This is a genomic window from Pseudomonas sp. MEJ086, assembly GCF_030209025.1.
GTDB classification, from domain to species: domain Bacteria; phylum Pseudomonadota; class Gammaproteobacteria; order Pseudomonadales; family Pseudomonadaceae; genus Aquipseudomonas; species Aquipseudomonas fulva_A.
In genome coordinates this window covers 252,351-267,590 of sequence record NZ_JARVSV010000008.1, presented here as the reverse complement: position 1 = coordinate 267,590, position 15,240 = coordinate 252,351, and the positions used below count along the sequence as shown (strand labels likewise).

Sequence of the window (15,240 nt, the reverse complement as noted above, 5' to 3'; positions counted from 1 at the left end):
ATGTACACCCGCCTGCTGCAATCGCTCAACCGCCTGCACCCACGGGCATGGGACTTCGTGCAGTTGATGCGCCTGGAAAAGCCGATTGGCATCTACCTGCTGCTCTGGCCGACCCTGTGGGCACTGTGGATCGCTGCCGAGGGTGTACCGAGTACCAGAAACCTGGTGATCTTCGTGGTCGGGGTAATTCTGATGCGCGCGGCGGGCTGCGTGATCAACGATTACGCCGACCGCAACTTCGACGGCCATGTCAGTCGCACCAAGGCCCGCCCGCTGGCCAGCGGGCGGGTCAGCGCCCGCGAAGCGCTGATCCTGTTCGCGGTGCTGATCGCCCTCAGCTTCGGCCTGGTGTTGCTGACCAATGCCACCACCGTCTGGCTGTCGTTCGGTGCACTGGGCGTGGCCGCGCTCTACCCCTTCATGAAACGCTACACCTATTACCCCCAGGTGGTGCTGGGTACCGCGTTCTCCTGGGGCATGCCGATGGCGTTCACCGCAGAAACCGGCAGCCTGCCGGTGGCCGCCTGGCTGCTGCTGCTCGCCAACGTGATCTGGACCGTCGCCTACGATACCTACTACGCCATGGCCGACCGTGAGGACGACCTGAAAATCGGCGTGAAATCCACGGCGATCCTGTTCGGCGACGCCGACCGGGTGATCATCCTCGGCCTGCAGGGCCTGACACTGCTGTGCCTGTGCCTGGCCGGTGCGCGCTTCGAGCTGGGCCTGTATTTCTACCTTGGCCTGCTGGCCGCTGCTGCCTGTTTCGCCTGGGAATTTCACATGACTCGCGAACGCGAGCCGATGGTCTGCTTCCAGGCATTCCTGCACAACCACTGGGCTGGCCTGGCGATCTTCATCGGCATCGTGCTGGATTACGCCCTGCGCTAGGACCTTGTGCAGCGCCCGCCGCGCCTCGCCTTGCCGCACGGCTGTCATATCGCTGCAATAATTCCGTTATCTAATGCGCCGCATGACAGTTGAATGAATTGAGGCTCGACCCATGGTTGGCAAGAACATCCTGATCGTCGATGACGAAGCGCCGATCCGCGAAATGATCGTGGTAGCGCTGGAAATGGCCGGATACGAGTGCCTGGAAGCGGAAAATACCCAGCAGGCCCACGCCATCATCGTCGATCGCAAACCCGATCTGATCCTGCTCGACTGGATGCTGCCCGGCACCTCCGGCATCGAGCTGGCCCGACGCCTCAAGCGCGACGAGCTGACCGGCGACATCCCGATCATCATGCTCACCGCCAAGGGCGAAGAGGACAACAAGATCCAGGGCCTGGAGGTCGGTGCCGACGATTACATCACCAAGCCCTTCTCGCCCCGCGAGCTGGTCGCCCGCCTGAAAGCGGTACTGCGCCGCGCCGGCCCCAGCGACAGCGAAGGCCCGATCGAAGTGGGCGGGCTGTTGCTCGACCCGATCAGCCACCGCGTGACCATCGACGGCAAGCCGGCGGAAATGGGGCCCACCGAATATCGCCTGCTGCAATTCTTCATGACGCATCAGGAACGCGCGTACACTCGCGGCCAACTGCTCGACCAGGTATGGGGCGGCAACGTCTACGTCGAAGAACGTACCGTCGACGTGCATATCCGCCGCCTGCGCAAAGCGCTCGGCGAAGCCTACGAAAATCTGGTGCAGACGGTGCGCGGCACCGGTTATCGTTTCTCCACCAAGGGCTGACCGGCAGCCTGGAGCGCAACATGACAGGGACACGCGGACGGATGAGCGCAACGTGACGAGCAACTGGCGCGGCGCCATAACCCGCCGCCTGCTGCTACTGGTCGCCGCCTGTCTGGTGCTGGGCGTGATCACCGGCCAGTATGCCTGGGCGCTGGCCCTGGGTTTGGCCATTCACCTGGCATGGACGCTCAGCCAATTGTTGCGCCTGCATGCCTGGCTCAAGGATCACCAGCCCGACGAACCACCGCCAGACGGCTACGGCCTGTGGGGCGAGGTGTTCGACAGCATCTATCACCTGCAACGTCGCAACCAGCGTGCCCGCGGCCGCCTGCAAGCGGTGATCGACCGTGTCCAGGAGTCCACCGCGGCCCTGCGCGATGCCGTGATCATGCTCGACAGCCACGGCAATCTGGAATGGTGGAACAAGGCCTCGGAAACCCTGCTGGGCCTGAAAACCCCTCAGGACAGCGGTCAGTCGATCACCAACCTGGTACGTGATCCACGCTTCAAGGAATACTTCGAGCGCGGCAAATACCTCGAGCCGCTGGAGCTGCCCTCGCCGGTCAACCCGCGCAAGCAGCTGCAACTGAACATCACCCGCTATGGCAATCAGGAACACCTGATGCTGGTCCGTGACGTGACGCGGCTGCATCAGCTCGAACAGATGCGCAAGGATTTCGTCGCCAACGTTTCCCACGAGTTGCGTACGCCGCTCACGGTGATTTCCGGCTACGTGGAAACCCTGCAGGACAACGTCGACGAGATCAATCCGCGCTGGCGCCGTGCCCTGCAACAGATGCAGCAACAGGGCTCGCGCATGCAGTGCCTGCTCAACGATCTGCTCCTGCTGGCCAAACTGGAAGCCACCGACTACCCGTCCGACAACCAGCCCGTGCCGGTCGAGCAACTCCTGCAGGCAATCAAGACCGATGCCCAGGCGCTGTCTGCGGAGCATAACCACCGCATCAGCCTGGACGCCGACGCCGGAGTCAGGCTCAAGGGCAGCGAGTCGGAACTGCGTAGCGCCTTTTCGAATCTGGTGTTCAATGCGGTCAAGTACACCCAGGCCGAAGGCGAAATCCGCATTCGCTGGTGGCAGGACGAACAGGGCGCGCACCTGTCCGTGCAGGACACCGGGCCGGGCATCGAGGCCAAGCACCTGCCGCGGCTGACCGAGCGCTTCTATCGGGTGGACTCCAGCCGTGCCAGCAACACCGGCGGTACCGGTCTGGGCCTGGCGATCGTCAAGCACGTGCTGCTGCGCCACCGCGGCCAACTGGACATCACCAGCGTCGTCGGCAAGGGCAGCCTGTTCACCTGTCACTTCCCGGCGGCCCAGATAGCGCAGCGCGAGCGCTGACTACTTTAGGGCCTGTGACCCGGGCCCTATTGCAAAGCACAGTCCCAAGCCCCACCCTTTAGCAATATCTGGTCACACGAACTCCCCATGGATCCCTCTACGAGCGTCTCCTTCTCCACCTATTTCGCCGATTTCGGCCTCGTGCTGTTCGCCCTGTTTCTGGTGCTGCTCAACGGCTTCTTCGTTGCCGCCGAGTTCGCCATGGTCAAGCTGCGGGCCACCAAGGTCGAAGCCCTGGCCCAGGAGAATGGCTGGCGCGGACACATCCTGCGTACCGTGCACAACCAGCTCGACGCCTATCTGTCGGCCTGCCAGCTGGGTATCACCCTGGCGTCCCTCGGCCTTGGGTGGGTCGGTGAACCGGCTTTCGCCCACCTGCTCGAACCCCTGCTGACCTCCATCGGCATCGAGTCGCAGAAGCTGATTCACGGCATCGCCTTCTTCACCGCCTTCTTCATCATTTCCTACTTGCACATCGTCGTCGGCGAGCTGGCGCCCAAGTCCTGGGCGATTCGCAAGCCCGAGCTGCTGTCGCTGTGGACGGCGGTGCCGCTGTACCTGTTCTACTGGGCCATGTACCCGGCGATTTTCCTGCTCAATGCCAGCGCCAACGCCATTCTGCGTATCGCCGGCCAGGGCGAGCCGGGGGCGCACCACGACCATCACTACAGCCGCGATGAGCTCAAGCTGATCCTGCACTCCAGCCGTGCCAGCGACCCGACCGACCAGGACATGCGCGTGCTCGCCTCGGCGGTCGAATTGGGCGAGCTGGACGTGGTGGACTGGGCCAACTCCCGCGAAGACCTGATCTACCTCGAGCTCAACGCCTCGCTGGATGAAGTGTTCAGCGTGTTCCGTCGCCACAAGTACAGCCGCTACCCGATCTACGACGAGGCCGCTGGCGAGTTCGTCGGCGTGCTGCATATCAAGGACCTGCTGCTGCACCTGTCGCTGCTGGAAATGCTGCCCTCGACCCTGCGCCTCAGCGAGCTGATGCACCCCCTGGAGAAGGTCAACCGCAACCTGCCACTCTCCGAGTTGCTGGAGCAGTTCCGCAAAGGCGGCGCCCACTTCGCGCTGGTCGAGGAAGCCGATGGCAAGGTCATCGGCTACCTGACCATGGAAGACGTGCTCGAAGCCCTGGTCGGCGATATTCAGGACGAACACCGCAAGGCCGAGCGCGGCATCCTCGCCTATCAACCCGGCAAGCTGCTGGTGCGCGGTGATACGCCGCTGTTCAAGCTGGAGCGGCTGCTCGGCGTCGACCTCGACCATATCGAGGCGGAAACCCTCGCGGGGCTGATCTACGAAACCCTCAAGCGGGTGCCCGAGGAAGAGGAATCACTCGAGGTCGCCGGCCTTCGCCTGATCGTCAAGAAGATGAAGGGCCCGAAGATCCTGCTGGCCAAGGTCATCAAACTCGACTGATCGACGCGCATCCCAGGCGTATCAACGCCTGGAGGCGGGTCGAATGAAGCGATCGAAAAAGCTGACCGATCGGTCATCTACGCTTCTATCCAGCACACTCATATCTGATCCGAAACAATCACTTACGACCGTTCGTCGGGCTACTCGAATAACTTGTGCAAGTGGGCAGTCCATCGGCGTGCACCGCATCGAATGGGTGCACGCCATCACATGAACAGACTGCCAAGGATTCAGCCATGCAACTCAATGGAATCACGTCGAAAACCGCACTCGCCCTCTGCCTCGCTGGTGCTTCGCACGCCTACGCCGACTCTATCACTGACCCGATCTCCACCATCGGCGTCATCGGCTCGCACAATCAGTACAAGCTGAGCACCTTTGGCGAAAGCGACAAGGAGCGTCTGAATCAGGGCGGTCTGTTCTATAACTTCGGCAACAAGCTGACGGGCCATGAAGGCTTCATCTATCAAGCGGGCATCGAAGGCCAGTACCGCAAGAAAGACGACGACAAGTACCAGGCAGCCCGTGCCGACCTCGACCTGGGCTTGCGTGCCGCGCTGAGCACCAACAACTACATCGACTTCATCGTTGGTGGCGGCTATGACTGGGGTCGCATCGAGCAGGACGATGCCGGCCCGCTTGATACCAACGTCAAACTGACCAGCAAAGCCCCCTTTGCCAAGGCCGGCATCGGCTACAACTACCTGACGTCCGATTACACCGTCCGCCTCGAGGCCGGCGCACGTTATTCGCTCGATGCAGAAGCCGAACTGAAAGTCAGAGGCGAAGGCAGCGACACCGTTGACCTGAAGGACAAGGCCAACCCGTACGCCGAGCTGACCGTGCTGTGGAACAAGGGCATCAACAACCTGCCAGTCAGCACCAGCCTGTACTACACCCGCACGAACTACAAAGTCGACAGCGACAGCGTGCTGGCTGAAAACAGCAAGCTCAAACAGGAACAGGTTGGCCTGAAAGTCGGCCTGGCGTTCTAAGCTTCCTGCACAAGCGAGTGCCCGGCCGTCAGGCTGGGTACCTCGCTGCTCAGAATGAAATCCGCCGCACGCTCGCCGATCATGATGCACGCCGCATTGGTGTTGCCGCTGATCAGCGTCGGCATGATGGAGGCATCGGCAACCCGCAAGTTCTCAATGCCGCGCACCTTAAGCGCCGGTGTCACCACCGCCATCTCGTCAGTGCCCATCCTGCAGGTGCCAACCGGGTGAAACACGGTGGCCGCGCACTCGCGCAAATGCGCCAATAACTGCTCATCGGTCTGCACTTCCGACCCTGGCAGCATCTCGACGCCACGCGAATTATCGAACGCTGGCTGGGCAAGAATCCTGCGCGCCAGTTTCATACCCTCGATCAATACGCGCGCGTCCGCTTCATCGCTGAAGAAGTTGAAGTCGACAAGCAGGCTGCGTCCCGCCCCCAGACGCACCTCACCAATGCTCTTCGGGCGCAGCACGCAGGTATGGATGGCATAGCCATGGCCCCACTCGAACAGCCGCCCACGGTGGCTTCGATAACCGGGCACGAAATGCATCTGCACATCGGGCAACGCCTCGGCCAGGGGCGTACGGGCAAAGCCGCCGGCCTCGACGTAGTTGGTGGTCAGCCAACCCATCTTCTGCGCCAGGTACTTGAACGGCGATACCAGCACCTTGGGCAGCGAACCGAGGGAGAAGCCCAGCGATAGCGGGCTCTTCGAGCGCACGGTAACCAGGCCATCAACATGATCCTGGAGGTTCTTGCCTACTCCGGCCAGATTAACCCGGCAAGCCACACCGGCGGCCTCCAGCTCGGCCTTGGGGCCGATGCCGGACTTCAGCAGCAGATGCGCTGAACCGAGGGAGCCGGCGCAGAGAATGGTCTCACGACGGCACAGCAAGGTACGCCACTGTTCGCCCTGCTGTAGCTCTACACCGGTGACGCGGTCGCCCTCGAGGATCAGCCGCTCCACCTGGCAGCCAGTGAGCACGGTGAGGTTGCTGCGTTCACGCACTGGATGGACGAAGGCTCGATAGCTGGACAGGCGCTTGGCGTTCTTCTGGGTCACGTTGTAGATACCCACGCCTTCCAGGGTGCCGCCGTTGAAATCGTCGTTTTGGCGCAGACCCAGCTGCTCGGCCGCGCGGATATAAATCCTGGACAGCGGGTTGGGATCACGCGGCTTGTCCACCAGCAACTCGCCCTGAGTGCCGTGATACAGCAACGACTGACCGAGACGGTTACCTTCCGAACGCTTGAAATACGGCAGTACGTCCTGCCAGCTCCAGCCGGTGCAGCCCGCCGCCTGCCAACGCTGGTAATCGCTGGCATCGCCACGGATGTAGATCATGCTGTTCATCGAACTGGAGCCACCGAGCACCTTGCCGCGTGGCGTGTGCAGGCTGCGCCCGGCCAGATGCTGCTGAGGTGTGGAAAAGTAGTTCCAGCTGAACACGCGGCTCTTGTACAGGGTGATGGTGCCGGCCGGTACCTGCACGCGCGGGCTGGCGTCGCTGCCGCCGGCCTCGATCAGACACACGCGAACGCCAGGGTCGGCGCTGAGGCGGTTGGCCAATACGCAGCCGGCGGAGCCGGCACCGACGATCAGGTAGTCGAAGGCGTCATCCATTTCAGTGCACCGCCTCCATGTCATCGTGCAGCAGGCCGAGGATATGCCGCTTCATGCGGATGAACTCCGGCTCCATGACCACGTCCAGATTGCGGGGCCGATCGATGGGTACGTCGAGAATTTCCTTGATCCGCCCGGGGCGCGCGCCCATCACGTAGATGCGGTCGGCGAGCAGGATGGCTTCGTCGATATCGTGGGTGACGAACACAACGGTCTTCTTGCTGTTGCCCCACACTTGCAGCAGCAATTGCTGCATTTGCAGACGCGTCTGGCTGTCGAGCGCACCGAAGGGCTCGTCCATCAGCAGGATCTGCGGGTCGTTGGCCAATGCCCGGGCAATCGCCACGCGCTGCATCATGCCGCCGGACAATTGCTTGGGGTAATGCCCGGCGAACTTGGCCAGCCCCACCTCGCCCAGATAGTAGTCGACGATGGTATTGATCTCACCACTGCCGAGCCCACGGCGTTTGAGGCCGAACTCGATGTTCTGACGTACCGTCAGCCAGGGGAACAATGTATAGCCCTGAAACACCATGCCGCGGTCGGCGCCGGGGCCCTCGACCTTCTTGCCACCGACGTAGATGTCACCATCGCTGGGCTCATTGAGGCCAGCGGTGAGGTAGAGCAGGCTCGACTTGCCACAGCCGGACGGACCGACGATCACCGCGAACTGTTGATCCGGTACCTCGAAGGAAACCCGATCCAGGGCGGTGAAGGTATCGCCGTTGGGCGACTGATAGCGCAGGCTGACGTTGTCCACACGCAGGCGTGCGGTGACCTCGGCGTACTCGCTGAGCGCGGGCATCACGTAGGGTTTCTTGGCTACTGCGCCCATGCGGTAATCCTCAGTCGAAGCAAGCGGAACAGTTGATCGGTGAGCAGCCCGAGCAGGCCGATGATGGCAATGGCCAGAAAAATCACGTCCACCTGAAAGCCGCGCATGGCCTTGAGGCTGATGTAGCCGAGGCCACTCGAGGCCGCGACCAGCTCGGCCACTACCAAATAGGTCCAGGCCCAGCCCATGGTGACTCGCAGCGTATCGAGTATGCCCGGCAGTGAGGCCGGACCGAGAACGTGCAGCACGACGTCGCGGCGACTTGCACCGAGGGTGTAACTGGCGTTGATCAGATCCCGCGGCACGCCCTTGGACACGTCGGCAATCATCACCAGTTGCTGGAAGAACACACCAAAGATGATGACCGCCACGCGCTGTTCCAGACCGATGCCGATCCACAGAATGAACAGCGGTACGAAAGAGGTCACCGGCAGGTAGCGGATGAAGTTGACCAGGGGTTCGAGGAACGCCTGGACGATGCGAAAGCTGCCCATCAACAGGCCCAATGGCACCGAGACCAGAGACGAAACCGCAAAGCCGATCAGCACCACTTCCAGGCTGGCCAGCACATGCTTGCTCAGGGTGCCGTCACCGGCCAGGCGCACGCCGGCTTCGACGACCTGACCAGGGTTTGGCAGAAACATGGACGGCACCACGCCGCCATAGGACAGAGCGGCCCACAGGCCGAGCACCAGCAGCCAGCACAGGGCGCCGGTGCCGAGCACCAGCTTGCGTGGCAGCTCCACTTTCGGCGTCAGACAGCGCTGCGCCCAGGTTTTTTGCGTGGCCATGAACCACCTCGTGTTGCAGGTATTTGAGAAACCCGTGGCTGCCACGACTTACACCGCGCGCGGATGCCGAGAGTCATCGCGGCAGCGGGGCGTGAACAGCCTGCGGGCGGAACGCTTACGGGGTAACGAACGAGGTATCCACCAAGTCCTCGTAGCTCACTGCGTAAGGCTTGCCCTGCAGGCTGGTCCAGGTTTCGTTGGCCAGGCTGATAACGCCGGCGATGTCGCCCGGTTTTCCCGGAGTGCCAAGCAGTTTTTCGCTCATGGCCTGGTCATAGAACTTCACGCCCTTGGCTGCCTCGGCCAGATCCTTCGGATCGGACAGATAGCCGCCGACGCCCTTGGCCATGATTTCGTAGGCTTCCTGCGGATGGGTCTTGGTGTACTCGACTGCCTTGTACAGGCCAGCGACCAGTGCCTTCACATCTTCAGGTTGCTTCTCGATCACGTCGCAGGACAACGCCACCACGTCGACGATCACCCCAGGCGTCTCGCTGCTGTCGACCAGCACCTTGCCCTGCCCTTTCGCCTTGACCAGCGACAGGTGCGGTTCCCAGGTCACAGCAGCCGGTATGCGGCCAGCGATGAATGCGGTGGCCGCATCGTCAGCAGTCATGTTCTGGATTTCCAGATCGCTCATGCTCATGCCCTTCTGCTTGAGCAGGTAGGACAGCCAGAACTGCGATACCGAACCTTCGTTGACCGCCACCGCCTTGCCTTTCAGCTGCTCCAGGCTGGTCACTTCGTTACCCACCAGTACACCGTCGCCACCGTGACTTTCGTCCAGCGCGGCAACCGCCTTGAAGCAGAAGTTCTTCGAGCGATACTTGAGGATTTCATCGATGGTCGACGCCGAGCCCGACAACTTGCCAGAGGCCTGAGCCGCCATGTACATGGCCGACTCCTCGATCACGGTGAACTCGATATCCAGCCCCTGCTCCTTGAAGTAGCCGAGGTCACGGGCCAGATAAAGCGTGCCGTAACCGACCCAGGTGGTGTGCCCGAGGGTCAGGGTTCCGGCCTGGGCGCTGGCGGCCATGCCGGCGGCTACGGCGGTGCATGCAAAAGAGCGGACGATACGGTGGCGCAAGGACTTGTTCATGAAGCACTCCCACAGCCTGCTGGCTTGTTTTTGGTTTTCATGGGGCAGGGACAGGCCAAGGGCCAAGGGCGTATCGCAGGCCGGCCTCGTGGGGCCGGCACAGTAGTCTTCAGCGCTCTCTACGGAACACGTTGGTTTACAACAGATTCAGTTCACGCCCGGTTCGATCCACCGCGCGGCGGGTCTTCTCCACCAGCTCATCCAGTTCGGCATGAGTGGCGACAAGCGCTGGCGCCATGATCATCCGGCCGAGGGTCGAGCGAATGATCAGCCCCTCATCGAAACCCACAGTGCGGCAGTGCCAGGCGATGTCGTTCTCGTTGGCGAAACGTTTGCGCGTGCCTTTGTCTTCGGCGAACTGCAACGCGGCAACCAGGCCGACACCCTGGATATCGCCAATCAGCGGGTGCCCGCCAAAGGTCTCGCGCAGCAGTTTGTGCAGGTAGGGGCCGGTGTCGGTTTTCACCGTTTCGACGATCTTCTCGTCACGCAGCGCAGTGAGGTTGGCGATGGCCACTGCCGCCGCCACCGGGTGCCCGGCATAGGTCAGGCCATGAGCGAAAAGGCCACCCTGCTGCACCAGCACCTCCGCCATCCGCGCACTGAACACCAGACCACCCATGGGGATGTAACCACTGGTCAGCCCCTTGGCGATGGTCAGCGTGTCCGGTTCGAAACCGAAATGCTGATGGGAGAACCACTCGCCCGTGCGGCCGAAGCCACCGATCACTTCATCGGCACACAGCAATACGTCGTACCGACGGCAGATGCGCTGCACCTCGGCCCAGTAACTGGCCGGCGGGAAGATCATGCCGCCGGCACCCTGGAAGGGCTCGGCCACGAAGGCGGCGACGTTTTCCGCGCCCAGTTCGAGGATCTTCGCCTCGAGCTCGCGGGCGGCCTTGAGGCCAAACGCCTCATCGCTCAGCTCGCCGCCTTCGACGAAATAGTGCGGCTCACCGATATGGGCGAAGTCCGGCAGCATGCCGCCCATCTCGTGCATGAAGCCCATGCCGCCAAGCGCGGTGCTGCCCAGGGTCGAACCGTGGTAACCGTTCCAGCGGCCGATCATCACCTTCTTCTGCGGCTTGCCGAGAATCTGCCAGTAACGCCGCACACTACGAATCAGTACCTCGTTGGCCTCGGAACCGGAGTTGGTATAGATGGCGTGGCTGTAGTGCTCTGGCAGCAGGCTGAAGAGCAGCTCGGAGAGTTCCACGACCCGCGGGTGCGTGGTGTGAAAGAACAGGTTGTAGTAAGGCAGCTCTTCGAGCTGCCGACTGGCAGCGGCATTCAGGTCGGCACGCCCATAGCCGAGCGCAGTGCACCACAGCCCGGACATGCCATCCAGATAGCGTTTTCCATCGGTATCCCACAGGTTCAGGCCCTGCCCCTTGGCGATCACCAGAGCCCCCTTCTCGTTCAGCGTTTTCTGGTCGAGAAAAGCATGGATGTGGTGGGCCGCATCCAGCGCCTGGTATTGCTGCGTGCTGTGTTTCGGGGCGTTCATGGCAAGGCTCCTGTGATCGGGTTCGGCGCGACTGGCATTGCTCAACGCAGCTGGAACCACGTGGTCTTCAAATGGGTGTATTTGTCGAACGAGTGCAGTGACAGGTCGCGGCCGAAACCGGATTGCTTGCCGCCACCAAAAGGCACGCTCACGTCCAGGGCATCAACCGTGTTGACCGACACGGTGCCCGCCTTGAGGCGACGCGCCACGCGATGGGCACGATTGAGGTCGTCGCTCCACAGCGAGGCGGCAAGGCCATAGATGCTGTCGTTGGCCAGTTGCACGGCTTCGTCTTCACCGTCGAAGGGCATTACCGCCAGTACCGGGCCGAACACTTCTTCGCGGGCCAGACGGCTGGTGGGAGAAACGTCGGTGAACACCGTCGGCTCGATGAAATTGTCCGAGCCATTGAAGCTGAGCTGCCGCCCGCCGCAAACCAGGTGCGCACCCTCACGCCGGGCGTCGTCGACAAAGGTCATGATCCGAGCGGTCTGCCGTGCCTCGACGATGGCGCCAGCGCGACTGGTCGGACTCAGAGGGTCACCCGGCTGCCAGTCGCGGGCCTTGCTCAGCAGACGCTCGACGAATTGGTCATGGATCGAGCGTTCGACCAGCAAGCGCGAGTTGGCCGAGCAGACTTCGCCCTGATTGAAGAAGATGCCGAAGGCAGCTTTCTCTGCAGCCAGATCCAGATCCTGGCAGTCGGCGAACACCAGGTTGGCGCTCTTGCCACCGCACTCAAGCCAGACTTGCTTGAGGTTGGACTGCGCCGAGTAAGCCATGAAGAACTTGCCGACCTCGGTGGAGCCGGTGAAGGCCAGGCAGTCGACATCCATGTGCAGACCGAGGGCCTTGCCGGCACTTTCGCCGAAGCCGGGCACGACGTTGAACACGCCTGGGGGAATGCCCGCTTCCAGCGCCAGCTCGGCCAGACGCAAGGCGGAAAACGGCGATTGCTCGGCGGGTTTGAGGATCACCGAGTTACCGGCGGCAAGGGCCGGCGCGAGTTTCCAGGCGGCCATGTCCAGAGGGAAATTCCACGGCACCACGGCAGCGACCACGCCCAGCGCCTCACGCGTTACGGTGGCGAGCACGTTGCGGGCCGTTGGCGCGACTTCGTCGTACAGCTTGTCGAGGCTCTCCGCGTACCAGCGGAACACACCGGCGGCGCCGGGCACGTCGATGTTCCAGGCATCCATCACCGGCTTGCCCATGTTCAGTGAGTCGAGGAGCGCCAGTTCATCTCGATTGGCCAGAATCAACTCAGCTAACTTGAGCAGCACCTGCTTGCGCTCGACCGGCGCACGTTGCGACCAGCTACCCACCTCGAAGGATTGCCGTGCGGCGCGTACTGCCAGGTCGACATCGGCTGCATCACAGGCCGCGACGTTGGAGAGCAGTTGGCCGGTGGCTGGATTGATTGAAGCGAAGGTGGCACCGGATTGCGCTGCAACTCGGCGGCCTCCGATGATCGCCTGGCTGATGAAAGGTTGCTGCCGAGCACGTTGCTGCCAATCGCCGAGTCCGTACACCACCATCCCCTTTTTTCGCCACTTGGTTACTGCTGCGAACGGATAGTGGCGGAAAGGATGGCAGTTGGAAAAATATTAAAAATATCATCGGGACATACGAAAAAGCTGGCTTGCAGGGCGCCAAAAAAGAGCGCCAGGCACCACTTTCGAGCATTTCCGACGAGCGTCTGCTGCGCCGCTCGACACCCTCAGTTAAAGCCACTGATTAAGTGAAAAAAACAGAAGATTAATGAGGGATTTGCCAATCTGTTTAGCGACCAAAGGCCATCAGTCAGCACCAACAAAGTGCGCTGAATATTCTGCTGGCACGTCTTTTATGTCACTGGGTAGCAGGCAGACACAGGGACGAGGACAGTGAGCCGAACGATAGCCCGGCCGCGGGCGAGTACGAGCGTGGAGTCCCATTGGCGGAGAGGGCGTCTGATATACTTCGGCCTCCCTCGCACAGACACGCGCCATGCGTGCTCCACGCTGCCTTTCATGCCGTAATCGCCTACTGATCCCATGTCACTCAACATCGCTTCCATCAATATCGAACGCTCCAGACACCTGCCGCGCGTCGAGGCCTTCGTCAATCGTGAACGGCCCGATCTGCTCTGCCTGCAGGAGCTCTGCGAGCGTGACATTCCGTTCTTCGAAGCCCTGATGGGCGGCAGCATGTCCTTCGCACCCATGGTGCGCTATCCGGGGGAAGGCCCTGCGAATGTGGTCGGCGTCGGCATGATCGCCCGCACGGATGCGCTCACGGACGTGGTCGCCGAGTACTACTCGGGCAGCGCGCAAAGCATCCGTGAAATGACCTTCTTCAGCACCCAGGGTCTGCGCACGGCCGATCCGCTGAGCATTGCCGAAGTCATGCTGACGGCCACTGTGCGCGGCTTGCGCATCGCCGTGACCCATCTCAACGTGACCCCGCTCGGCACCTCAACGGCGTACCAGCGGGAAAGCGCCGGCAAGCTGATCAGCCTGGCTCAGGCGCAAGCGCAGCAGGCTGGCGATCTGTTGCTGGTAGGCGATTTCAATGCGCCGCGCGGACGCGACACCTTCGACATGATCGCCGAGCACTTCATCGATGGCATACCGGCGCACTACACCAGCAGCATCGACGGCTCGCTACACCGTGCCGGGGACATTCCATTCATGGTCGACGGGCTGTTCCACACGCCGGGCTACCGGCTGGAAAACGCCAGCATGAGTACCGGTGTCTCCGACCACTGCGCAGTCAGCTGCCGCCTGAGCAAAGCCTGAGCCGGCAACTGCCGAGGAGCATTCGCAACGGATTCGAGGCTGGCCTCACTCGCCCCCTACGGCGAAGTTGGGCAGGCTGTCCACCGGCTGGCTGAATTCGAAAGGAATCGACTCCAGCGCCATGCCGACGTTGCGCTGCACCACGAAATGCAGGTGCGGGCCCGTGCTGTTGCCGGTATTGCCGGAACGGGCGATGGGCGTACCGGTGGCGATCCGCTGCCCCTCACGAACGCTCACCGAGCCCTGCATCAGGTGCAGGTAGACGCCCATGGTGCCGTCGTCGTGGAGGATGCGTACGAAGTTGCCGGACGGGTTGTTGCCACGCCCACTCTGGGCGTTTTCGGTCTTCACCACGATGCCACTGCGCGCTGCAACGATCGGCGTGCCTTCGGGCATGGCGATGTCCATGGCGTAGCGACCCTTGGGGGTGAAGTGGCTGTACTGGCCGTTGGCGCCCTGAGTCAGGCGAAAAGGCCCGCCTTGCCACGGCAATGGGTAACTGTTCTTGATCGGCAGCAGACGCGGGTCACCGAGGGCGTAACTCAGTTTCGGCGTGTAACGCAGCGGCTTGGAAGGATCGAGCGGCGCCAGGGTGGCCAGGCGGATCTCGCTGCGCGGCGGCAGAACCCAGTTGATCGGCTTCGCCGGCACGCCACTGGCGTTGGCGACCTTCTCGAGCTTGAGCTCCACCTGAACCGGCGCATACAGATCGTTACGCACCAGCAGGGTTTCGCCTGCGGCGTGCTTGCGGGTTTCCAGCTTCACCTGGTTATCGAGCTTCTCGACCATGCGGTCGCTGAACACGAACACCTTCGCACCGGGCGCGGCCTGATCACTATAGGTGACCACGCCATTGGCATCGGTGTACTTGTAGACGGTCAGTGCAGTTGCCTGACAGGCAAACGCACAGAGTCCCAGGAGGAGTGAGAAACGCCCTAGCATATCGAGTCGATCTGGTTATCAAGTGTTCGGCGAGCAAAGACTAGCAGCGTCTCGCTGGCCGGGCGACTGCCGCCTGTGCGCTTTGCGACAACCGGCACAGGCCGGGCGTGCCTGATGCACAGAATGCACCGCTCCCCCCTTTCCAGCCCCTGCAGCGGGACGAACAATCGAGGGTA

Annotated in this window: 13 protein-coding genes; 6 read left to right on the top strand and 7 right to left on the bottom strand. The window is 62.2% G+C overall.

The window, feature by feature from the left end; genetic code table 11:
- The 5 genes from ubiA (at position 1) to QRN22_RS06425 (ending at position 5,476) form a co-directional block, all read left to right on the top strand.
- Positions 1 to 891: a 4-hydroxybenzoate octaprenyltransferase gene (ubiA, locus tag QRN22_RS06445; RefSeq protein WP_042552494.1), complete on the top strand. Its 891-nt coding sequence runs from the start codon at positions 1 to 3 to the stop codon at positions 889 to 891.
- Between the two features lie 112 nt (positions 892 to 1,003).
- Positions 1,004 to 1,693 carry a phosphate regulon transcriptional regulator PhoB gene (gene phoB / locus QRN22_RS06440; protein WP_042552495.1) on the top strand — a complete coding sequence of 230 codons (690 nt, stop codon included), beginning with the start codon at positions 1,004 to 1,006 and terminating at the stop codon, positions 1,691 to 1,693.
- 52 nt (positions 1,694 to 1,745) lie between these two features.
- Positions 1,746 to 3,053, top strand: coding sequence for a phosphate regulon sensor histidine kinase PhoR (phoR, locus tag QRN22_RS06435; protein WP_042552496.1), 1,308 nt, complete (start codon positions 1,746 to 1,748; stop codon positions 3,051 to 3,053).
- Between the two features lie 87 nt (positions 3,054 to 3,140).
- Positions 3,141 to 4,481 (top strand): hemolysin family protein, encoded by a 1,341-nt coding sequence (locus tag QRN22_RS06430; RefSeq protein WP_042552497.1) that lies wholly within the window; start codon positions 3,141 to 3,143, stop codon positions 4,479 to 4,481.
- A gap of 236 nt (positions 4,482 to 4,717) precedes the next feature.
- Entirely contained in the window at positions 4,718 to 5,476 is a 759-nt protein-coding gene (locus QRN22_RS06425) for a hypothetical protein (protein WP_042552498.1), read from the top strand.
- On the opposite strand, the gene QRN22_RS06420 is transcribed toward QRN22_RS06425, so the two are convergent.
- The 6 genes from QRN22_RS06420 to QRN22_RS06395 form a co-directional block, all read right to left on the bottom strand.
- Positions 5,473 to 7,104, bottom strand: a complete 1,632-nt coding sequence (locus QRN22_RS06420) for a GMC family oxidoreductase (protein ID WP_042552499.1) — start codon at positions 7,102 to 7,104, stop codon at positions 5,473 to 5,475. The two genes, QRN22_RS06425 and QRN22_RS06420, sit on opposite strands and share 4 nt — an antisense overlap.
- Before the next feature lies 1 nt (position 7,105).
- Positions 7,106 to 7,909: an ABC transporter ATP-binding protein gene (locus QRN22_RS06415; protein ID WP_419761272.1), complete on the bottom strand. Its 804-nt coding sequence runs from the start codon at positions 7,907 to 7,909 to the stop codon at positions 7,106 to 7,108.
- A gap of 17 nt (positions 7,910 to 7,926) precedes the next feature.
- Complete coding sequence (locus QRN22_RS06410) at positions 7,927 to 8,730, bottom strand: ABC transporter permease (RefSeq protein ID WP_042552501.1); 804 nt, start codon at positions 8,728 to 8,730, stop codon at positions 7,927 to 7,929.
- Positions 8,731 to 8,845: 115 nt separating this feature from the next.
- Positions 8,846 to 9,832: an ABC transporter substrate-binding protein gene (locus QRN22_RS06405; RefSeq protein ID WP_042552502.1), complete on the bottom strand. Its 987-nt coding sequence runs from the start codon at positions 9,830 to 9,832 to the stop codon at positions 8,846 to 8,848.
- A 136-nt stretch (positions 9,833 to 9,968) separates the two neighbouring features.
- The gene (locus tag QRN22_RS06400; RefSeq protein WP_042552503.1) at positions 9,969 to 11,342 is read right to left on the bottom strand and encodes an aspartate aminotransferase family protein; all 1,374 of its coding nucleotides are present in this window, start codon (positions 11,340 to 11,342) and stop codon (positions 9,969 to 9,971) included.
- A 41-nt stretch (positions 11,343 to 11,383) separates the two neighbouring features.
- The gene (locus tag QRN22_RS06395) at positions 11,384 to 12,874 is read right to left on the bottom strand and encodes an aldehyde dehydrogenase (RefSeq protein ID WP_042552527.1); all 1,491 of its coding nucleotides are present in this window, start codon (positions 12,872 to 12,874) and stop codon (positions 11,384 to 11,386) included.
- A 504-nt stretch (positions 12,875 to 13,378) separates the two neighbouring features.
- On the opposite strand from QRN22_RS06395, the gene QRN22_RS06390 reads away from it, so the two are divergent.
- The gene (locus QRN22_RS06390; RefSeq protein WP_042552504.1) at positions 13,379 to 14,122 is read left to right on the top strand and encodes an endonuclease/exonuclease/phosphatase family protein; all 744 of its coding nucleotides are present in this window, start codon (positions 13,379 to 13,381) and stop codon (positions 14,120 to 14,122) included.
- Between the two features lie 45 nt (positions 14,123 to 14,167).
- Here the strand turns inward: QRN22_RS06390 and QRN22_RS06385 are convergent, their stop codons facing one another.
- The gene (locus QRN22_RS06385) at positions 14,168 to 15,064 is read right to left on the bottom strand and encodes a peptidoglycan DD-metalloendopeptidase family protein (RefSeq protein ID WP_042552505.1); all 897 of its coding nucleotides are present in this window, start codon (positions 15,062 to 15,064) and stop codon (positions 14,168 to 14,170) included.
- Positions 15,065 to 15,240: the final 176 nt, after the last annotated feature.